The sequence below is a fragment of the Pseudonocardia kongjuensis genome, assembly GCF_039526905.1.
In the GTDB taxonomy this organism is placed as follows: Bacteria; Actinomycetota; Actinomycetes; order Mycobacteriales; family Pseudonocardiaceae; genus Pseudonocardia; species Pseudonocardia kongjuensis.
This window is the reverse complement of sequence record NZ_BAAAJK010000004.1, coordinates 80,917-100,981: the sequence shown is the minus strand read 5'-3', so window position 1 is coordinate 100,981 and position 20,065 is coordinate 80,917. Positions and strand designations below refer to the sequence as shown.

Here is a 20,065-nt window from a genome sequence, read left to right as displayed (position 1 = left end):
GGTCCGGATCAGCGGCGCAGCGCGTCGAGGATGCTGACGACGCTGTCCCGGGCCGATCGCGGGGCGAACCCGAACTCCTTGACGAACCGGCTGTTGTCGACCAGGTAGGTGGTGCTGCCCGCGGCGGCGCCGGTCTCGTGCTCGAAGGAGATGTCGGCGCCGGGCACCAGCTCGCGGACGATGCCGGCCAGCCCGCCCATGCCGATCGCGTCGCCGCCGATGTTGTAGACCGGGTGCTCCGGGGCGTCGGCCAGGGTCACCCTGGCGAACGCCTCCGCGACGTCGTCGACGTGCACCAGGCAGCGCATCGCGTCGGCGTAGGGGAACCGGACGGCCTCGCCGCGGGCCGGCCCGGTCACGCACCGCACGTGGTCGATCGTGCCGAACGACTTGTCGTGCCCGGTGACGTTGGCCGGCCGGACCGCGATGATCGGGGTGCCGTGCTTCTCCCGGTAGTCGCGGGCCTGGTTCTCGTTGAACACCTTGTGCACGGCGTACTGGTGGGCCAGGCCGGGGGTCTCGTCGTCCTCGGTGACGGCGCGCTCGCCGAACCGCTCCTGCCGCCCGGACACGACGAACGAGCTGCCGAACACGACCCGTTCCAGCTCCAGCAGCCGGGCCGCCTCGAACAGGTTGTCCATCCCGAGCACGTTGAGCGCCAGCGCGACGTGCGGCGGATGGTCGAACCCGAGCATGTAGGCGAGATTGACCACCCGGGCCGGTCGGGCAGACACCAGGGCGGACACCACGTCGTCGAACCGGCGCAGGTCGCACCGGACGAACTCGCCGCTCGGCGCACCCGGCGGCGCCGCGATGTCGGCGACGACCACGTCGGCGCCGTGCTGCTGCAGGGCGTGCGTGAGGCGCCGCCCGATGAACCCGCTGCCGCCGAACACCATCACCCGCACCGGGCTCACCGCCGCAACGCCGACTGGTCGAGCGGGCCCCAGATGTTGACCGTCTCCGGGCCGGGCTGCCAGGTGCGCGGGCCCATCGGGTACTCCTCGTGCCACGGGCGCGGCTCCCAGCAACCACGGCCCTCGTCGTGCATCACGTCGATCTGGGTGAACAGCTCGATCGTGTTCCCGTCCGGATCGCGGTGGTAGGTGAACAGGTTGTGCCCGGGGCCGTGCCGGCCGGGGCCCCAGTGCAGCCGGTGCCCGTTCTTGGCGAGATGGTCGACCATCGCGATGAGGTGGTTCGGGTCGCGCATCTCGTAGGCGATGTGGTGCATGCCGCGCAGGCTGGTGCTCGCCATGAAGTTCGCCGCGTGGTGCTCGGCGTTGCAGCGCAGGAACACGAAGAAGTCGCCGATGGTGTCCGACCAGCGGAAGCCGAGCAGCTCCTGGTAGAACGCCTGCATCGGGGCGAGCTCGGGGGCGAAGCCGGCGACGTGGCCGAGCTTGGTCGGGCGCAGCGGGGTCGGGGTGCCCACCCCGCTCGGGTCCTGCGCGGTGATCAGGTGCAGCGGGACGTCGGTGCCCGGCTCCTCGACGACGAGCACGTCCGGCGTGCCCGGGCCGATGTCGGAGCGGCGCTCGCTGCGGTGGCCCGCGTCGGCCAGCCGCTTCGCGGCCAGGTCCAGGTCCTCCCGGATCTCGTAGCTGACCACCTGCCGGGCCGCCGCCTCGCCGCGCTCGATCACCACGCAGTGGTGGTCGGCGCCGGTGGTGAGATGGGCGCCGTCGTCGTCACCGTCGACCAGGACGAAGTCCAGCACCCGGGTGTAGTACTCGACCAGGCGGGCGACGTCCGGCGTCCGGAAGCCGACGTAGCCCAGCTTCGACACGCGCACCGCGGGCTGCTCCCCCATCAGGCACCTCCGCCGGCGGTCACGGCCGGTCCGGCGACCGGGTTGCGCAGCGTCCCGATGCCCTCGATCCAGGCCTCGACGACGTCGCCGGGCGCCAGGAACTTCCCGCGCGCGACGCCGACCCCGGCCGGCGTGCCGGTCGCGACCACGTCCCCGGGCTGCAGCGTCACCACCCGGCTGGCCTGCGCGATCAGCTCGGTGATCGGCGTGATCATGTCGGCGGTGCTGGAGTCCTGCTGCACCTCCCCGTTCACCGAGAGCCGCAGCCGCAGGTCCTGCGGATCCTCCACCAGCCAGGACGGGACGACGCCCGGCCCGAGCGGGCAGAAGGTGTCGGCGGCCTTCGCGGCGACCCAGTCGTGCCGGAAGGCCGGGGACACCGAGTCCTGCACGACGAGCTGGTCGCGGGCGGAGACGTCGTTGACGACGGTCCAGCCGGCGACGACGTCGAGCGCCCGCTCCGGTGCGACGTCCGCGCACCGGGTGCCGATCACGGCGGCCAGCTCGATCTCCCAGTCGATCCGGCGGGAGTCCCTGGCGGGCAGCACGATCGGCTCGTCGGGGCCGATCACCGAGGTGGTCGGGGGCTTGAAGAAGAAGTACGGCCGGACCGGGCCCTCCGGCCGCGGTGAGCCCATCTCGGCGAGATGGCCGTGGTAGTTCGCACCGGCGCAGAGCACCGCCGCCGGGTAGCGCAGCGGGGTCACCAGCACCGCGCCGGGGACCTCGTCCAGCTCCGCCGGGTCGAGGCCGTGCAGCCGGGGACCGAGTGCGTCCCAGCGCTCCAGGAGCTCGAGCATCGTCAGCCCGGACAGCTCGGCCGGTGCCCGCCGCACCGAGCCGCCGGCGAGCACGCCGAGCTCGGTCTTCGCGGGATCGCCCTGATGGTGGGTGACGAGCATCCATGGTGCCTCGCGCACGAGAACCCCTCTCCCGCGCCCGCCACGCGGCGGCCACGGGACCGGGCGTGGCCGCGGACCTGTTGCGACACCATCGATGCGAGCCGCAGTTCGTTAATCGAAATACTTTCGCCCGAAACCTACCGAGTGCGGACGACGTCGTCAACATCGCCGGGCGGCGCGCTCACCCCGGTGCCGCGACGTGCGCCTCGATCGCGTCCGCCGCCGCCCGCGCCCCACCGGCCCGGCGCAGCGCCTCGCCCATCGCGCCCACCGCGGCCCGGATCGCGGCGTCGGCGTGCACCTGCTCGACGGCCGCCCGGATCGCCTCCGGCGTGCGGTCGCCCCGGAGCCTGCGCCCCAGCCCGAGCTGCTCGACCCGGTCCGCGTTGGCCTCCTGCTCCGCCTGCAGCGGCACCGCGACCAGCGGGACGCCCTCGTACAGCGACTCCATCGTCGAGTTCATCCCGGTGTGCGACACGAACACGTCGACCCGGCGCAGCGCGAGCAGCTGCGGCAGGTAGCGCTCGACGTGCACGTTCGGCGGGATCGCGCCGAGATCGTCGAGCGCGACCCGGTCGCCGACCGCGAGTAGCACCTGCCAGCGGCCGTCGGCGAACGCCTCGATCGCCGCGCGCAGGAACGCCACGTCCTCGTTGAACGGCGAGGTGCCCAGCGACACCAGCACCGCGGGCCGCTCCGACGGGGCGGTCCAGCCGTCGTCGCCGGCCCGGTGACCGACGCTCGGCCCGACGAACCGGTAACGCTCGTCGAACGCGTCGCCGCCGGGCTGGAACTCGCGCGGGACGAACACGATGTTCAGCTCGGCGACCGGGCCGCCGAACGGGTCCAGCCCGGTCTCCCCCAGCTCGCCCGCCGCCGCCCGGCCGTGCTCGACCATCGAGCGGAACAGCGCGGCGATTCCGGGATCATCGGCATCGGCATCGAGACGCGGGCCGACACCGTCACCGGTGCCGGGGCCGGCACCGGGGCCGGTCGGGCCGGCGGGACCGGTCGGGCCGCCCGGCCGGGCCGGATCCGCCGGTCCGCCCGGTGGTGCGTAGGTCGGGTGCAGCGCGATCGCCGGGATCCGCGCGCCGGCGGCGGCCCGGGTGACCGGTGCGGCGAGCATGCCGTCGTAGCAGACCGCGTCCGCACCGCACTCCCGCAGCTGCCGGTCCACCACCCCGTCCCGCAGCAGTCCGGCCTGGTAGCCGACCAGCGCCCGCATCATGGTGCCCATCACCGCGGCGGGATCGCCCGACCCGGCGGACGGTATGTCGAGCGGCGGCAGAGCCGCGAACCGCGCACCCGCCGTCTCGACGGTCCGCCGGAACGACCCGTCGGTGAGGTAGGTGATGTCGTGGCCGCGGTCGGCCAGCTCGCGGACCAGCGGCAGGGTCGGGTTGACGTGCCCGGGGGCTCCGGGACCGGCGAACAGCAGTCGCACGGGTGACACCTCTCGACGGGGATCAGGAAGCGGGTTCGGGTTCGGGTTCCGGTTCGTTCGTGCCGGAGAGGACCTTCTCCGGCAGGACCAGCGCGAGCAGCAGACCCACGGCGAAGACCGGGACCAGGTAGCCGAAGATCGGGGCGAGCGCCTGCTGGTAGGCGGCGACGACCAGCTCGCGGACCGCGTCCGGCAGCGCGGCCACCGCGGCCGGGGTGAGCGAGCCCCCGTCGCCGAGACCGGCCGCGACCGGCAGCCGGGTGGCGAGCTCGTCGGTGAGCCGGTGCGCGAACACCGTCCCGACGACCGCGATGCCGAGCGTCGCGCCGATCTCGCGGAAGAAGTTGTTGGCCGAGGTGGCCGTGCCGACGTCGGCGAGCGGGAACGCGTTCTGCACCGCGAGCACCAGGGTCTGCATCATCGTCCCGATCCCGGCACCGACCAGGAACAGGTAGCTGCACACCACGACCAGCGAGGTGTCCGCGGTCAGCGTCGACATCAGGTACGCCGTCACCCCGAGGATCGCGGTTCCGGCGATCGGCCACACCTTGTACCGCCCGCTGCGGCTGATGAGCTGGCCGGACAGCAACGCGGTGGCGGTGATGCCGACGACCATCGGGATGAGCAGCAGCCCCGACTCGGTCGCCCCGACGCCGTAGACCATCTGCAGGTAGGTCGGCATGTACCCGACGACGGCGAACATCCCGACGCCGACCGCGACCATGCCGATCAGGGTGGCGATCACGAAGATCGGGTTGCGGAAGATGCGCAGCGGCAGCACCGGCTCGGCGACCCGGCTCTCCACCACGACCAGCGCGATCCAGGCGGCGACACCGCCCGCGGCCAGCCACAGCACGACCGGATCGGTCCAGGCGTACTCGGTGCCGCCCCAGCTCGCGACGAGCACGGTGCAGGTCACCGCGGCGGCGATCAGCGCGATGCCGAGCGGGTCCATCGCGGCCCGGCCGGTGCGGCGCGGCAGCCGCAGCGCGACGACGCAGATCAGCAGCGCGAGCGCGCCGAGCGGGAGATTGATCCAGAAGGCCCAGCGCCAGGCCGCGTGGTCGGTGAACCAGCCGCCGAGCAGCGGCCCGACGACCGAGGCCAGCCCGAACACCGCGCCCATCGGGGCCATGTACTTCGCCCGCTGCCGGGGCGGCACCAGGTCCGCGACGATCGCCTGCGAGGTGATCATCAGGCCGCCGCCGCCGAGCCCCTGGACGGCCCGCCCGGCGATCAGCCACGCCATGTCCGGCGCCGCCCCGGCGATCGCGGAGCCGGCGATGAAGATCGCGATGGCGCCGATGAACAGCGGCTTGCGGCCGAGCAGGTCGCCGAGCCTGCCGTAGACCGGCATCGCGATCGTCGCCGCGAGGATGTAGGCCGTGGTCACCCAGGCCAGGTAACGGACGCCGTCCAGCTCGCCGACGATCGTCGGGAGCGCGGTGCTGACGATCGTCTGGTCGAGCGCGGCGAGCAGCATCGTCGTCATCAGTGCGGCGAAGACGAGGCCGAAGCGCGGCGGCAGCGCGGCGGTCCCCGCCGGGCTGCGGGTGGACTGGGACATGTGGGGGTCTCCGCTCAGCTGAGCACGGTCCGGAGCAGCGCGACCGCGCGCTCCACGTGGGGCACCGGGGAGTCGCCGGCGTCGGTCGAGCGCGCCCAGTTCTCCATGCCGGTGCGGACGGCGGCCATCGCCATCGAGGCGACCAGCACCGGGAGCTGCGGATCGACGTCGGGACCCATCCGCAGCGCGGCGGCGTCGGCGAGCCTGCGGGTGGAGTTCTCGATCCGCGCCATCAGGGCGCCGGTGACACCGGGGACGGTGCGGGCGAGCGCGAAGACCTCGTTCGCCTCGTCCCGGTCCGGCGGGTCCTCGCCGAGCTGGTCGAGCAGCAGCCGGCTCAGGTCGGCGAGCACCTCGCGGGGCGGGCCGGACGGGCCGGCCACGAAGTCCTCCACCAGCTCCGGGGACAGCTCGGCCGGGGACAGCTCGACGGCCGCGGCCTCCTTGCCCGGGAAGTAGTTGAAGAACGTCCGCGGCGAGATGCCGGCCTCGGCGCCGATCATCTCGACGGTGACCTTCTCCAGGCCGTGCTCCCGGGCCAGCCGCAGCACCACGAGATGGATGCCGCGCCGGGTCTCACGCCGCCTGCGGTCGCGCAGGCCCTCTCCTCGTTGCACCACGACAACGATCTTTGCACACCGCGCAGAGTTTGCGCACTGTGCAGGTAACCGGCGTCACGGTCCGACCGGGGCCTCCAGCCCGGCGACCGGGCCGATCACCACGATCGCGGGCGGGCTGACCTCCTCCGCGGCGGCGACCTCGGCGGCCGTCGCCAGGGTCGCCCGCACGGTCCGCTGGATCCGGGTGGTGCCGTCCTGCACGATCAGCACCGGGGTCGCCGGGTCGCGGCCGTGCTCGACGAGGACCTCGGCGAACCGGCCGAGCCGCTCCACCGCCATCATCAGCACGATGGTGCCGGTCATCCGGCCGAGCGCCGTCCAGTCGGTGAGGCTGCGCGGGTCCTCCGGGGCGACGTGCCCGGAGACGACGACGATCTCGTGCGCCACCCCGCGGTGCGTCACCGGTGTCCCGGCGACGGCGGGCGCGGCGAACGCGCTGGTGATGCCCGGGACGACGGTGACCGGCACCCCGGCCGCGGCGCACGCCTGCACCTCCTCGAACCCGCGGCCGTAGACGAACGGGTCGCCGCCCTTGAGCCGCACCACGAACTTCCCGGCCCTGGCATGCTCGACCAGCAGCTCGTTGATCTTCTCCTGGGTCATCGCCCGGCCGTACGGGATCTTCGAGGCGTCGATGACCTCGACGTCGGGCGGGAGCTCGTCCATCAGGTCGCGCGGGCCGAGCCGGTCGGTGACCACGACCTGGGCCCGGGACAGCAGCCGCCGCCCGCGGACGGTGATCAGCTCCGGATCGCCGGGGCCGCCGCCGACCAGCGCGACACCCGGCTGCGGCGGCTCCGCGCTCTCGTCGACGACGCCGGACTGCAGCGCCTCGACCAGCGCGGTGCGGACCGCCGCCGAGCGCCGGTGCGCGCCCCGGGCCAGCACGCCGACGGTCAGCCCGTCGTGCGCGCCGGTGGCCGGGGTGACGGCGGTGCCCCGGGCGCCGTCGTCGGCGCGGACGCAGAACACCCGGTCCCGCTCCGCCTCCGCGGTGACCGCCCCGTTCACCGCCGCGTCGTCGGTCGCGGCTATCGCGTACCAGGCGCCAGCCAGGTCACCCTCGGCGTAGCGGCGGGCGGTCCAGGTGATCTCACCGGCCGACACCATGCCCTCGACGGCCGGGGTGACCTCGGGCGACACCACCTCGACCAGCGCCCCGGCCGCGATCAGCCGGGCGACCCGGCGCTGGGCGACCTGCCCCCCGCCGACCACGACGACGCGCCGGCCGGACAGGTCCAGGCCGACCAGGTACTGCTCGTGCTGCGCGCTCAACGACGATCCTCTCCCGGGCGCTCCGTGCCCATCCCCGGCGGCCCGTCCCCGGTGCCCCGTGCCCGCCCCGGCGGTGCGTGCCCGGTCCGGTGAACCCCCGGCTCCCGTGCGGCGGCGGTCGAGGATAACGAGCCGGACGCCCTCGACAGGCCCCGCGGAGGCCAAACCCACACCAGACCACCCATGTCCCCCCCCCCCCCCGCCCCGGCAGCCGCGCGGGATTCGAGGCAGGAGGGGGTCAGCGGGCCGGGGACCGTGCCACCGCCACGGTCACCCCCTGGCCCGCGGTCTTGGGCACCAGCAGCACCGCGCCGGGGCCGGCCGCCAGCAGCGCCGCGGCCTCGGCGACCGCGGGCGTCCCGGTGGCGGCGGCGACCTGGTCGCTGGGGGTCGGCACCGGCACCCGGGCGAGCTGCTCGGCGGTGAAACCGCGCGGGATGCGCGGCGCGACGGCCCGCAGCAGCCCCGGCTCGGCGATCCGCCGGTCCAGCGTCGCGACGACGGCGGGACCGAGCTCCAGGCCGTGCTCCGCCGCCACCCGGCGCAGCAGCCCCTGCACCGCAGCGGCCGTCACCCCCGGCCGCATCCCCACCCCCACGGTGATCACCGGTTGTGGAGTCGGAGCCCCACCTCGCGGGCGTTCCGCTCCAGAACCGGTGATCATGCGCCGGCGACCAGGCGGGCGACGGCGTCCGGGTTGCCCGCCGGATGGGTGTGCAGGAAGGAGGCGTGCACGCCGCCGGCCACGTGGCCCTCCGGCTCCCCGCCGCGCCACGCCCAGGCGGGCTCCGCGCCGGCCCGCGGGGTGACCGCGCAGCGGTGGAACTCGTGCGCCCCCACCCGCGCCCCGGCGTCGAACAGCGGCGATGCCGACACCGCCACCGCGTCCCGGTAGCCGAGGGTGAGCCGGTCGGTCATCGCGGCCGAGGCGTCGAGCACCCCGCACATGGGAGTGCCGTCGAGTTCCCGGCACAGGTAGAGCAGCCCGCCGCACTCGGCGTGCACCGGTGCCCCGGACCCGGCCAGCCGGGCCACCGCCGCCCGCAGCGAGCGGTTCTCCCCCAGCGCGCCGACGTGCTCCTCGGGGAAGCCGCCGGGCAGCACGAGCGCGGACGTCCCGTCCGGCAGGTCCGGATCGCGCAGCGGATCGACGACCACGACCTGCGCCCCGGCGGCGGCGAGCAGCTCGACGTGCTCGGCGTAGCCGAACCCGAACGCCGGGCCGCCGGCCACCGCGACCACCGGCCGGCGGGGCCCCGGTACCGCGGTCGCCGGCCGCGCGCACCCGGGGTCGGCGGCCACCGGCCGGGCGGCGCCTGGCACCCCACCCACCGGCGGGACAGCACCGGGAACCGCCCCCACCGGCCGGGCGACACCCGAGGCCACCCCCACCGGCCGGGCGGCGTCCCGGACCGCGAGGGCGGCGGCGATCTCGGCGTGCGGGTCCCAGAGCGGGCCGTCGGGCAGCGGCCGGGCGAGGGCGAGCACCGCGTCGAGATCGACGTGCGCCGCGACCAGCCCGGCCATCGCGTCCACGGCGGCGGTCGCGGCGGCACCGTGCTCCGCGGCGGTGACCAGCCCGAGATGCCGGGAGGGCACGGCGAGCTCGGCCCGCCGCGGCACCGCGCCGAGCACCGGCAGCCCGATCTCGTCGGCGGCGGCGCGCAGCACCTCCTCGTGCCGCGCCGAGCCGACCCGGTTCAGGATCACCCCGGCGACCGTGACCGACGGGTCGAACGACCGGAAGCCGTGCAGCAGCGCGGCCAGCGAACGGGACTGCCCGCGGACGTCCACCACCAGCACGACCGGCGCGCCCAGCGCGGCGGCGACCTGCGCCGTCGAACCGGAGCCGTCCGGGATGCGGCCGTCGAACAGGCCCATCACACCCTCGACGACGGCGACGTCGGCGTCCCGGGAGCCGTGCCGGGCCAGCGGGGCGAGCCGGTCCGCGCCCTGCAGCACGACGTCGAGATTGCGGCCCGGCCGTCCGGCCGCCAGCGTGTGGTAGCCGGGATCGATGTAGTCCGGGCCGACCTTGAACGGCGCGACCCGGGTGCCCCGGCGGCGCAGCGCGGCCATCAGGCCGGTGGAGACGGTCGTCTTCCCGCTCCCCGACGACGGCGCCGCGACCACCAGGGCGCGCGCGGTCACCACTCGATCCCCCGCTGCCCCTTCTGGCCGGCGTCCATCGGGTGCTTGACCTTCGTCGTCTCCATCACCAGGTCGGCGGCGTCGACGAGTGCCTGCGGCGCGTCCCGGCCGGTGATGATCACGTGCTGGTGCCCGGGGCGGTCGGTCAGCTCGGCGACCACCTCGTCGACGTCGATCCAGCCCCACTTCAGCGGGTAGGTGAACTCGTCGAGCACGTAGAGGCCGTGCCGGGCGTCGCGCAGCCGGCGGCGGATCTCGGCCCAGCCCTCGCGGGCATCCTCGGCGTGGTCGGTCTCCGAGCCCTGCTTGCGCGACCAGGACCAGCCCGAGCCCATCTTGTGCCATTCGACGGGGCCGCCCTCCCCGGTCTCGTCGTGCACCCGGCCGAGCGCGCGGAACGCCTCCTCCTCGCCGACCTTCCACTTCGCCGACTTCACGAACTGGAAGACCCCGATCGACCAGCCCTGGTTCCAGCCGCGCAGGGCCATCCCGAACGCGGCCGTCGACTTCCCCTTCATGACGCCGGTGTGCACCACCAGCAGCGGCCGGTTGCGGCGCTGCCGGGTGGTCAGCCCGTCTGCGGGGGTGACGCTCACCTGTCCCTGCGGCACGGCGGGCCCTCCTCTCAGGCGGCGCGGGCGGACCGGACGAGGTCCCCCACGCTCTCGGCGGTCAGCTCGTCCAGGGTCACCAGCTCGCCACCGGCGGACGCGGCGAGCGGCCCGGCCAGCCCGAGCCGGACGTGCCCGGACTCGCAGTCGACGACGACGGTGTGCACGCCGTCGTCGGCCAGCAGGCCGGCCGCGCGGCGGGCGTCGGCCACCGGATCGCCGCCGGGGCGGGCCGGCACGGTGGCGCGGCCGTCGGTCAGCAGCACGACGAGCGGGCGGCGGCGCGGGTCGCGGCGGCGTTCGGCGGCGAGCACCGAGCGGGCCCGCAGGATGCCCTCGGCCAGCGGGGTCCGGCCGCCGGTGCGCAGCGTCGCGAGCCGCTGCTGCGCGGTCGGGACCGACGACGTCGGCGGCAGCGTCAGCTCGGCCGCACGGGCCCGGAAGGTGACCAGCCCGACCTTGTCGCGACGCTGGTAGGCGTCCCGGAGGAGGCCGAGGACGGCCCCGGAGACGGCGGTCATCCGCTTCCGCGCGGCCATCGACCCGGACGCGTCGACGACGAACAGCACCAGGTTCCCCTCGCGCCCCTCCCGCTCGGCGCGGCGCAGGTCACCCCGCTGCACGAGCAGCCCGGGGCCGCTGCGGCCGCGCTGCGCCTGATGCGGCGCCGCCGCCAGCACGGTGGCCGGCAGGTGCAGGTCGGCGGCCCGGGTGGTGCCCCCGTCGGTCGGCCGGACGACCCGGCCGGTCTCGGTGCGGGCCCGCGACCGGCGCCCGGGTGCGCCCGCGCCGAGCCCGGGGACGGCGAACTTCCGGATCGTCGCCCGGCGCAGCCGCGCGGCGGCACCGACGACGACGGCGTTCCCCGGCCCGCCGTCGCCGCCCGGCCGCCGGTCGGTGTCCCCCGGTCCGTCCGGACCGGGGTCCTGCTGCGGGTCCGTGCCGGCGGGATCGCCGGGGCCTGCGTCGTGGCTCGGCTCGTCCCCGGCCGGGCCGCCGTCCGCGCCGGGCCGGTCCGGCCCGTCCTGCGGGCCGCGCCGGTCGTGCGGGCCGGAGCCGCCCGGCGATCCGGCCCCGTCCGGTCCGGTTCCGTCCGGGCCGGTTCCGTCCGGGCCTTCCCCGTCGGAGCCGGATCCGTCGTGCGGATCGGATCCGTCGGGACCGGACCCGCCGTCCGGGCCGCCGGGGTCCGGGTCGTCGGGGTCCGGGCCGCCGGGGTCCGGGTCGTCGTCGGGGCCGAGCTGGTCCTCGGCGTCGCGCAGGGCCTCCTCGAGGTCCTTCTCGTCGATCCCGGGCTCGTCGAACGGGTCGCGCCGGCGCCGGTGCGGCAGCGCGAGCCGGGCGGCGACCCGGACGTCGTCCTCGACCACGGCGGTGCGCCCCTCCCAGGCCGCGTGCGCCGCGGCCGCCCGGCTGATCACCAGGTCGGCGCGCATCCCGTCGACGTCGAACCGGGCGCAGACGAACGCGATCCGGCGCAGCTCCCGGTCCGGCAGCCGGACCGCGGCGACCCGCTCCCGGGCGGCGCGCAACCGGGTGGCGGTGTCGGTCTCGGCGTCGGCGAACCGGGCGGCGAACCCGGCCGGGTCGTCCTCGAACGCCAGCCGCCGCCGGGTCACCTCGACCCGGGTGTCGACGTCGCGCGAGGCCCGCACCTCCACGGTCAGCCCGAACCGGTCGAGCAGCTGCGGGCGCAGCTCGCCCTCCTCCGGGTTCATCGTCCCGACCAGCAGGAACCGGGCCGCGTGCGCGACCGAGACCCCGTCCCGCTCGACGTGTGCGCGGCCCATCGCGGCCGCGTCGAGCAGCAGGTCCACCAGGTGGTCGTGCAGCAGGTTGACCTCGTCGACGTAGAGCACCCCGCGGTGCGCGTCGGCGAGCAGCCCCGGCTGGTACGCGCGCCTGCCCTCGGACAGCGCCCGCTCCAGGTCGAGCGACCCGACGAGGCGGTCCTCGGTGGCACCCACCGGCAGCTCCACCAGCCGGGCCGGGCGCCGGGCGCTGGGCTCGCCGAGCAGGTGCGGGCCGTCCGGGCAGCCGGTGTCCGGGGCGGCCGGATCGCAGCCGAACCGGCAGCCCTCGACGACGTCGAGATCCGGCAGCAGCGCGGCCAGCGCCCGCACGGCCGTCGATTTCGCGGTGCCCTTCTCACCGCGCACCAGCACGCCGCCGACGCCCGGGTGCACGGCGTTGAGCAGCAGCGCCAGCCGCAGGTCGTCATGCCCGACGACGGCGGAGAACGGGAACCGGAGGGACGTCACCGCAGCGCTCACCCGGCCGAGGCTGCCAGACCGGACGTCAGCACCGGGAGGTCGGCGGGTCCATCGTGTCGGATCACATGTTCAAGTGACGACGTGTCCAGGTGTCGTTCCACCAGGTCGGCCAGCAGATCGGCCTGCCGGGTCCGCTCGGCGGCGAACGACGTGTCGTCCGCCACCCGGAAGCCGTCCCGGCCCGCCTCGGCGGCCAGCCGGGTCAGCAGCGCGCGCCGGAAGCCGTCGTTCTCGGCGAGCCCGTGCCAGTGCGTGCCGAGCACGTGGCCGCGATCGGAGCCCTCGTCGCCGACCAGGCCGGGATCGCCGGAGCGCACGACCCGGCCGTGGTGGATCTCGTACCCGGTCACCGGATGCCCCCAGGCGGTCGACGACGGCGTGCCCAGGTGCTTGTCCCGGTCGAAGGCGATCTCCAGGTCCAGCAGGCCGAGCCCGTCGACGGCGGTCCCGGCGGGCGCCTCGACGCCGTGCGGGTCGGTGATCGCGGCGCCCAGCATCTGGTAGCCGCCGCAGATGCCGAGCACCGGCCGTCCGGCGGCGGCGTGCGCGAGCACCGCGTCGGCCATCCCGGACGACCGCAGCCATCCGAGATCGGACACGGTGGACTTCGATCCGGGCAGCACGACGACGTCGGTGTCGGCGATCCGGGACGGCTCGGTCACGTACCGGACGGCGACGCCCGGCTCGCAGGCCAGCGCCTCGGCGTCGGTGGCGTTGGAGATCCGCGGCAGCCGGACCACCGACACCCGCAGCCACTGGCCGCCGCGCGGCGGTGCGGGCCGGCCGAGGATCCCGTCGGCGACGGCGGACAGCGAGTCCTCGGCGTCCAGCCACAGACCGTCGGCGAACGGCAGCACCCCCAGGGTGGGACGCCCGGTGAGCGCCCGCAGCTGCTCCAGCCCGGGTTCGAGCAGCCGGACGTCCCCGCGGAACTTGTTGATCACGAATCCGGCGACCAGCGCCTGGTCGGCCGGTTCGAGGACGGCGAGGGTGCCGAACAGGTGCGCGAGCACCCCGCCGCGGTCGATGTCGCCCACGACGAGCACCGGCAGGTCGTTGCGCCGGGCGAAGCCCATGTTCGCCAGGTCGGTGGCGCGCAGGTTGATCTCCGCGGGGGATCCGGCGCCCTCGCAGACGACGACGTCGTAGCGCTCCCGCAGCCGGGCCAGCGAGTCGGCCACGACCTCGGCGAGTGCCGCGGTGCGGTGCCGGTAGGACAGTGCCGACACCTGCCCGTCGGCCCGCCCCCGGACGACGACCTGGGAGGTCCGGTCGCTGCCCGGCTTCAGCAGCACCGGATTGAGATCGACGCCGGGGGCGATCCCGCAGGCGTGGGCCTGCATCGCCTGGGCCCGTCCGATCTCCCCGCCGTCCGGCGTGACCACCGAGTTGTTGCTCATGTTCTGGGCCTTGAACGGCGCCACCGACACCCCGCGCCGGTGCAGCCAGCGGCAGATGCCGGCGACGACGGCGCTCTTGCCCGCGTCCGAGGTCGTCCCGGCGATCAGCACCGCGCCCGAGAGGTCGACTGCCACACCGGTCAGTATCCCTGTGCGGCACGACTACCCTGGACGGCGTGCGTTTCCTGTTCCGGCCCGGCTGGCTCGCCTTCATCGGCGTCGTCTGTGCGTTCGTGGTGGCCTGCTACACGCTGCTCGCGCCGTGGCAGTTCGATCGCGAGGCCGAACGGGAGGCGCAGAACGCCGCCATCGCCGCCGCCGACGGCACCCCGGCGGTTCCGTTCGCCGAGCTGGTCCCGCCGGGCGAGGCCGTCTCGCCGGACGACATCTGGCGCCGGGTCGACCTGACCGGCACCTACGAGCAGGACGCCGAGGCGCTGGTCCGGCTCCGGGTCGTCGACGGCGCGCCCGCCTACGAGGTGCTGACGCCGCTGCGGCTCACCGACGGGCGGCTGGTCGTCGTCAACCGGGGCACGGTCGCCGGCGGCGAGGGCGGCGTCGTGCCCGGGTTCGCGCCGGCCCCGACCGGCACCGTGAGCGTCGAGGGGCGGCTGCGGCTCAACGAGAACGACCCGCAGGGCAGGCCGCCGCTGCTCGACGGCGGCACCCGGCAGATCTACGCGGCCGACTCCCGGGCCCTCGCCGAGGCGACCGGGACGGATCCGGTCGAGGGCGTCGTGTCCCTCGACGAGGACCAGGCCGGGGTGCTGAACCCGATCCCGATCGCACCGCCGGGCGGCGGGGCGCCGTTCAGCAACTTCTCCTACGCGCTGCAGTGGCTGACGTTCGGCGTGGTCGCGCTGGTCGCGCTGGTGATCTTCATCCGGCTGGAGATGCTGCAACGACGCGGCGGCCGGGACACCCGCGGCAGCCTGCGCGAGCAGCTGTCCGGCCGGGACGGCTACGGCTCGGACGGCCCCGGCTCGGGCGGTCCCGGTTCCGACGGTCCCGGTTCAGGCGGTCCCGGCTCGGGCGGTCCCGCGATGGCGACCGGCGAGGGCGCCGAGGGTCGCGCGGACCGGTGACGGCCCGGCGCTAGGGTCTCGCGCGCACACATCGGCGCTCCCCGAGGAGAGACATGGACCGCGCGACCGCATTCCGGGCCCTTCGTGACGTCGGCGCCGCCGCCTGGTTCGGCGGCTCGCTGATGGGGGTCTCCGGCCTGAACGCCGCGGCCGACGCCGCCGGCGGGCCCGCCGACCGGCAGCGGGTCGCGCAGGCCGGCTGGTCCACCTGGACGCCGATCGCGCGGGCCGCGCTCGCCGCGACCCTGACCGGGGGTCTCGGTCAGCTGGCGACCCGTCGCGGGAGCGGTGACGCGGTCGGGATCGGGCTGACCGTCGCCGCCGCGGGTGTCACCGCGGGCACCGCCGTGCTGGGCGGCCGCGACGACACCCCGGCGTCCGCGATCCGCGCCGCCGAGTGGGCCGTCCCGGCGCTGCTCGCAGGCGTGATCCTGAGCGGCGCGCGCCGGTAGGTCGGCGTCCGACGGGCGGAGACGTGCGGTCCCGCCGGGCCGGACGGCCCCGCGCCGGTCGGCCCCTCCCGGCGCGGGACCTCGCCGCCGCGTGGGCCGCCCCGACCGCGAGCACCGTCGGCCCGCGCGTGCCGGACGGCGCCGTCACCTCCCGGCGCGGGACCTCGCCGCCGCGTGGGCCGCGCCGACCGCCAGCACCCCGGCGGCCGCGGCCACCAGCCGCGACAGCCGTGCGGCCCGCGCCAGGTCGGCCCGGCGCGGCGGGTGGCCGTCGCCGAGGGTGGGCCGGTTCTCGGTGCCGTACGGGTAGGTCGTCGGCCCGCCCAGCCGCAGGCCCAGCGCGCCGGCGGCGGTCGCCTCGACCGGGCCGGCGTTCGGGCTGGGATGGCCGGCGGCGTCGCGGCGCCAGGCGCGCAGCGCGTCCCACGGCGATCCTCCGACGACCGGGGCGAGCGCGACGGTGAGCAGGGCGGTGATCCGGGACGGGACGAGGTTCGCCAGGTCGTCGAGCCGGGCCGCCGCCCAGCCGAACCGTTCGTAGCGTGCCGACCGGTAGCCGACCATGGCGTCGAGGGTGTTCACGGCGCGATAGCCGAGCAGCCCGGGCACGCCCGCGACGGCGCCCCAGACGAGCGGGCCGACCACCGCGTCCGAGGTGTTCTCGGCCAGCGACTCGACGCCGGCCCGGGCCATGCCGTCGGCGTCGAGCAGTTCCGGGTCGCGGGCGCACAGGTGGGTCACCCGGGTCCGGGCCGCGGCCGTGTCGCCCGCGTCGAGCGCCGCGGCGAGCGCGCTGCCCTCGCCGACCAGGGACGTCCCGCCCAGCACCGCCCAGGTGGACGCGGCGGTGACGGCGGTCCGGGTGACCGGCCCGCCGATCCGGCCGGCCAGCAGGCCGGCGGCGACCGTCCCGCCGACCAGCACCGTCGTGTACACCACCCCGGCGGCCCGGGAGTCGCGGTACAGCCGCCGCTCCAGCGCGGCCGCGAGCGTGCCGAACGCCGCGACCGGGTGCCCGCGCCGCGGATCGCCGAGCATCGCGTCCGCCAGGATCCCGATCATCAGCCCGGCCGCCCGGGCACCGTCGCGCATGCGGGTGACGGTAGGTCGGCGCGCCGATCACCGAGCAGGCAGGATCACCCCATGCGCACCGACCACACGCCGGACGAGCTGGGCGCCGGCCCGTTCTACAAGCTGCTGACCAGCGTCGTCGTCCCCCGCCCGATCGCGTGGGTGTCCACCCGCTCGGCCGACGGCGTCGACAACCTGGCACCGCACTCGTTCTTCACGGTCTCCTGCGTCGATCCGCCGATGGTCCAGTTCACCTCGGTCGGGAAGAAGGACTCGCTGCGCAACGTCTCGGAGACCCGGGAGTTCGTGGTGTGCCTGGCCGGCGAGCCGATGTTCGAGAAGATCAACGCCACCGGCACCGACTTCCCGGCCGAGATCAGCGAGTTCGCCTCGGTCGGGCTGACCGCGGAGCCGAGCACCGCCGTCACCCCGTGCCGGGTGGCGGAGTCCCCGGTCGCGCTGGAGTGCGTGCTGCACTCGGCGATCGAGCTCGGGAACTCCACCGTCGTGATCGGGCGGGTGGTGAACGCGGCGATCGACGACGACGTGTTCACCACCGACGCGCACGGCCACACGCTGCCCGACGTGCGCCGGCTCGCCCCGCTGGCCCGGCTCGGCCGCAACGAGTGGTCCCGGCTCGGCGAGATCATGGAGATCACCCGGATCCCCTACCGCGACTGGCCCGGCCACTACGCGAACGACACCGACGGCTGACGCCTGACGGCCGGCCGCCGGGCCCGCTAGAGCGTGTACTCCGTCCCGACCGTGGCCTGCGGGTCGGAGTGGATCTCGCTCTCCCGGCCGCGCAGCTCCACCCGGCGGATCTTGCCGGAGATCGTCTTCGGCAGCTCGAAGAACTCGAGCCGGCGGATCCGCTTGTAGGGCGCCAGGTTGTCGTAGGCGAACCGCAGGATGTCGGTGGCGGTCGCCTCCGTCGGCTCGTGCCCGGCGGCGAGCACGACGTAGGCCTTCGGCACGGCGAGCCGCACCGGGTCCGGCGACGGCACCACCGCGGCCTCGGCGACCGCCGGGTGCTCGATGAGCACGCTCTCCAGCTCGAACGGGCTGATCCGGTAGTCGCTGGCCTTGAACACGTCGTCGGCGCGGCCGACGTAGGTGATGTAGCCGTCCGCGTCCCGGGACCCGACGTCGCCGGTGTGGTAGAAGCCACCGGCCATCGCCTCGGCGTTGCGCTCCGGGTCGTCGGCGTAGCCGACCATCAGCCCGGTCGGGCGGTGCTCCAGGTCCAGGCAGATCTCGCCCTCGTCGCCGACCTCGCCGGTCGCCGGATCGACCAGCGCCACGACGAACCCGGGGATCGGCCGGCCCATCGAGCCCGGCTTCACCGGCTGCGACGGCGAGTTCCCGATCTGCACCGACGACTCGGTCTGCCCGAACCCGTCCCGGATCCGCAGCCCCCACGCCTTCTCGACCTGCTCGATGACCTCCGGGTTGAGCGGCTCGCCGGCCCCGACCACCTTGGCCGGCGGCGTCGCCAGCACCGACAGGTCCGCCTGGATCAGCATCCGCCACACCGTCGGCGGGGCGCAGAAGCTGGTCACGCCGCAGGAGTCGAGCACGCCCAGCACCGACTCGGCGTCGAACCGGGCGTAGTTCATCACCAGCACCGTCGCCTCGGCGATCCACGGCGCGAACACGTTCGACCAGGCGTGCTTCGCCCAGCCCGGCGAGGAGATGTTGAGGTGCACGTCGCCGGGCTCCAGCCCGATCCAGAACATCGTCGACAGGTGCCCCACCGGGTACGACGTGTGCGTGTGCTCCACCAGCTTCGGCTTCGCCGTGGTGCCGGAGGTGAAGTAGAGCAGCAGCGTGTCGGACGCCGCGGTGCGGCCGTCCGGGGTGAACTCGGCGTCCGCGGCGTACGCCTCGCCGGTGTAGTCCCGCCAGCCGTCGACGGCGCCGCGCACCGCGATCCGGGTGAAGTCGCCGGTGACGTCGTCGAACTTCGCGGTGTCCGACGCGGCCGCGACGACGTGCCGGGCCGCGCCGCGGTCCACCCGGTCCTGCAGGTCGGCCGGGGTGAGCAGGGTCGTCGCCGGGATGACGACGGCGCCGAGCTTCATCGCTGCGAGCAGCGTCTCCCACAGCTCCAGCTGGTTGCCCAGCATCAGGATGATCCGGTCGCCGCGGCCGACGCCCTGGGCGCGCAGCCAGTTCGCCACCCGGTTCGACCGCTCGGACAGCTCGGCGAAGGTCCAGTGCGCCTGCGACCCGTCCTGCTCGACGATCCAGAGCGCGCGCCGCGCGCCGCGCTCCGGATCGGCGGCGACGACGTCGAAGTGGTCCAGCGCGAAGTTGAACTCCTCGAGCTCCGGCCAGCGGAAGTCCCGGTAGGCGGTGGTGTAGTCCTCGCGATGGGTGAGCAGGAAGTCGCGTGCTGCGATGAACTTCTCCGTCGCCGCGGTACCGGACGCCATTCTCGTGCACCTCGTCGGGCTCGTGCCGGGGCCGCTCCCCGTCGTTCACCGGCGACCCTAATCACTCCGGCGGCAACCGGCACCGTTCGTCCCGCCGGGTCGTCCGCCGGGCGTCGATCACCGGAACGGGATGGCGTCGCCTCCGCGGTCCGGCGCCGTCCCGGTCGTAGGGTGCCCGCGTGACCGCACCGGACCTCCCGCAGGTGACGCCGGCCGGGGCCGCACCGGGCCGCCCGGCCGGGATCCGGGTGGGCCGGTTCGGGCCGCGGGTGATGCTGCGCGGCGCGTTCGTCGGGCTGGCCCTGCTGGTGCTGGTGGTGCTGCTCGTCGGGTGCGGGAACGCCGCGCTCCCCGGGGCGCCGCAGGAACCCGGCCCGCAGCCGTCCGCAGTGCCGTCGTCGGGGCCGACGTCCGGGTCGCCGTCCGGGTCGTCGTCCGGACCGCCGGAACCGTCCCCGGGGACCGGGACCGCAACCGGCTCCGGACCAGGATCCGGGCCCACCGGCGGCGCGCCCGGACCGGCCGGGGACACCGCGCGGCCCGCGCCGCCGCCCGGCGGCGGGCACCCCGGGCCGCCGCAGGCGATGCAGGCACCGCGCGCCGAGCAGGACGTCCCGATGTGGCCGGCCGGCGACGCCGGCACCGCGCAGCGGATGCAGCAGCACGCCGACCGGGGCGGCGACCCGTGGCTGCTCGACCCGCAGGAGGTCGCGATCTCCTACGTCGGTGCCGAGCTGGAGTACCGCAGTCCCGAGCTGACCGAGCTGGCCCCGGGCAACTACGACGTCGCCGACGGCCGGTCCGCCGCCCGGGCGACCGTCACCCTGGAGCAGACCGTCCGCCGGGGCCCCGGCGGGATCTGGGTGGTCACCGCCGTCACCCGGCGCTGAGCGCCGCACCGGAGCGGCCGTGCCGCTGCCGGGAACTACCCGGTGTCACCGGATCCGGCGACCCACCCGG

The 20,065-nt window shown here is 75.5% G+C and carries 18 protein-coding genes; 4 read left to right on the top strand and 14 right to left on the bottom strand.

Going from position 1 to position 20,065, the window contains the following annotated elements; genetic code table 11:
- Positions 1-8 precede the first annotated feature (8 nt).
- The 12 genes from ABD160_RS04620 to ABD160_RS04565 all read right to left on the bottom strand — a co-directional run bounded on the left by ABD160_RS04620 (position 9) and on the right by ABD160_RS04565 (position 14,194).
- Positions 9-917, bottom strand: coding sequence for an NAD-dependent epimerase/dehydratase family protein (locus ABD160_RS04620; protein WP_344018589.1), 909 nt, complete (start codon positions 915-917; stop codon positions 9-11).
- Positions 914-1,813 (bottom strand): VOC family protein, encoded by a 900-nt coding sequence (locus tag ABD160_RS04615; RefSeq protein ID WP_344018587.1) that lies wholly within the window; start codon positions 1,811-1,813, stop codon positions 914-916. Before ABD160_RS04615 ends, ABD160_RS04620 begins: the two co-directional genes overlap by 4 nt.
- Entirely contained in the window at positions 1,813-2,733 is a 921-nt protein-coding gene (locus ABD160_RS04610; protein WP_344018585.1) for a fumarylacetoacetate hydrolase family protein, read from the bottom strand. The genes ABD160_RS04615 and ABD160_RS04610 overlap by 1 nt, the downstream gene beginning before the upstream one ends.
- A gap of 163 nt (positions 2,734-2,896) precedes the next feature.
- Positions 2,897-4,162 (bottom strand): macrolide family glycosyltransferase, encoded by a 1,266-nt coding sequence (locus ABD160_RS04605; RefSeq protein WP_344018582.1) that lies wholly within the window; start codon positions 4,160-4,162, stop codon positions 2,897-2,899.
- A gap of 22 nt (positions 4,163-4,184) precedes the next feature.
- Positions 4,185-5,729: an MDR family MFS transporter gene (locus tag ABD160_RS04600; RefSeq protein WP_344018580.1), complete on the bottom strand. Its 1,545-nt coding sequence runs from the start codon at positions 5,727-5,729 to the stop codon at positions 4,185-4,187.
- Positions 5,730-5,743: 14 nt separating this feature from the next.
- Positions 5,744-6,346: a TetR family transcriptional regulator gene (locus ABD160_RS04595; protein ID WP_344018578.1), complete on the bottom strand. Its 603-nt coding sequence runs from the start codon at positions 6,344-6,346 to the stop codon at positions 5,744-5,746.
- Between the two features lie 57 nt (positions 6,347-6,403).
- Positions 6,404-7,624 (bottom strand): uroporphyrinogen-III C-methyltransferase, encoded by a 1,221-nt coding sequence (gene cobA, locus ABD160_RS04590; protein WP_344018575.1) that lies wholly within the window; start codon positions 7,622-7,624, stop codon positions 6,404-6,406.
- 238 nt (positions 7,625-7,862) lie between these two features.
- On the bottom strand, positions 7,863-8,288 hold the full coding sequence (locus ABD160_RS04585; RefSeq protein ID WP_344018573.1) for a cobalamin biosynthesis protein: 426 nt from the start codon (positions 8,286-8,288) through the stop codon (positions 7,863-7,865).
- Entirely contained in the window at positions 8,285-9,778 is a 1,494-nt protein-coding gene (locus ABD160_RS04580; protein WP_425563578.1) for a cobyrinic acid a,c-diamide synthase CobB, read from the bottom strand. Before ABD160_RS04580 ends, ABD160_RS04585 begins: the two co-directional genes overlap by 4 nt.
- Positions 9,772-10,386 carry a cob(I)yrinic acid a,c-diamide adenosyltransferase gene (cobO, locus tag ABD160_RS04575; RefSeq protein ID WP_344018569.1) on the bottom strand — a complete coding sequence of 205 codons (615 nt, stop codon included), beginning with the start codon at positions 10,384-10,386 and terminating at the stop codon, positions 9,772-9,774. Before cobO ends, ABD160_RS04580 begins: the two co-directional genes overlap by 7 nt.
- Positions 10,387-10,400: 14 nt before the next feature.
- Entirely contained in the window at positions 10,401-12,659 is a 2,259-nt protein-coding gene (locus ABD160_RS04570; RefSeq protein WP_344018567.1) for a magnesium chelatase subunit D family protein, read from the bottom strand.
- Positions 12,656-14,194, bottom strand: coding sequence for a cobyric acid synthase (locus tag ABD160_RS04565; protein ID WP_344018565.1), 1,539 nt, complete (start codon positions 14,192-14,194; stop codon positions 12,656-12,658). The genes ABD160_RS04570 and ABD160_RS04565 overlap by 4 nt, the downstream gene beginning before the upstream one ends.
- A 41-nt stretch (positions 14,195-14,235) precedes the next feature.
- Here ABD160_RS04565 and ABD160_RS04560 point away from each other — a divergent pair, with 41 nt between their 5' ends.
- Together ABD160_RS04560 and ABD160_RS04555 are read left to right on the top strand one after the other, a co-directional pair.
- Complete coding sequence (locus ABD160_RS04560) at positions 14,236-15,144, top strand: SURF1 family cytochrome oxidase biogenesis protein (RefSeq protein WP_344018563.1); 909 nt, start codon at positions 14,236-14,238, stop codon at positions 15,142-15,144.
- Between the two features lie 53 nt (positions 15,145-15,197).
- A complete protein-coding gene (locus tag ABD160_RS04555; protein ID WP_344018560.1) occupies positions 15,198-15,596 on the top strand; it encodes a hypothetical protein in 399 nt (132 codons plus the stop codon).
- 144 nt (positions 15,597-15,740) lie between these two features.
- On the opposite strand, the gene ABD160_RS04550 is transcribed toward ABD160_RS04555, so the two are convergent.
- Positions 15,741-16,688 carry a cobalamin biosynthesis protein gene (locus tag ABD160_RS04550; RefSeq protein WP_344018558.1) on the bottom strand — a complete coding sequence of 316 codons (948 nt, stop codon included), beginning with the start codon at positions 16,686-16,688 and terminating at the stop codon, positions 15,741-15,743.
- Between the two features lie 51 nt (positions 16,689-16,739).
- On the opposite strand from ABD160_RS04550, the gene ABD160_RS04545 reads away from it, so the two are divergent.
- The gene (locus tag ABD160_RS04545; protein ID WP_344018555.1) at positions 16,740-17,381 is read left to right on the top strand and encodes a flavin reductase family protein; all 642 of its coding nucleotides are present in this window, start codon (positions 16,740-16,742) and stop codon (positions 17,379-17,381) included.
- 26 nt (positions 17,382-17,407) lie between these two features.
- Here ABD160_RS04545 and ABD160_RS04540 read toward each other — a convergent pair whose 3' ends face one another.
- Positions 17,408-19,105, bottom strand: coding sequence for an AMP-binding protein (locus ABD160_RS04540; protein WP_344018553.1), 1,698 nt, complete (start codon positions 19,103-19,105; stop codon positions 17,408-17,410).
- Positions 19,106-19,284: 179 nt separating this feature from the next.
- Between ABD160_RS04540 and ABD160_RS04535 the strand changes: the two genes are divergently transcribed.
- The gene (locus tag ABD160_RS04535) at positions 19,285-19,995 is read left to right on the top strand and encodes a hypothetical protein (RefSeq protein WP_344018551.1); all 711 of its coding nucleotides are present in this window, start codon (positions 19,285-19,287) and stop codon (positions 19,993-19,995) included.
- Positions 19,996-20,065: the final 70 nt, after the last annotated feature.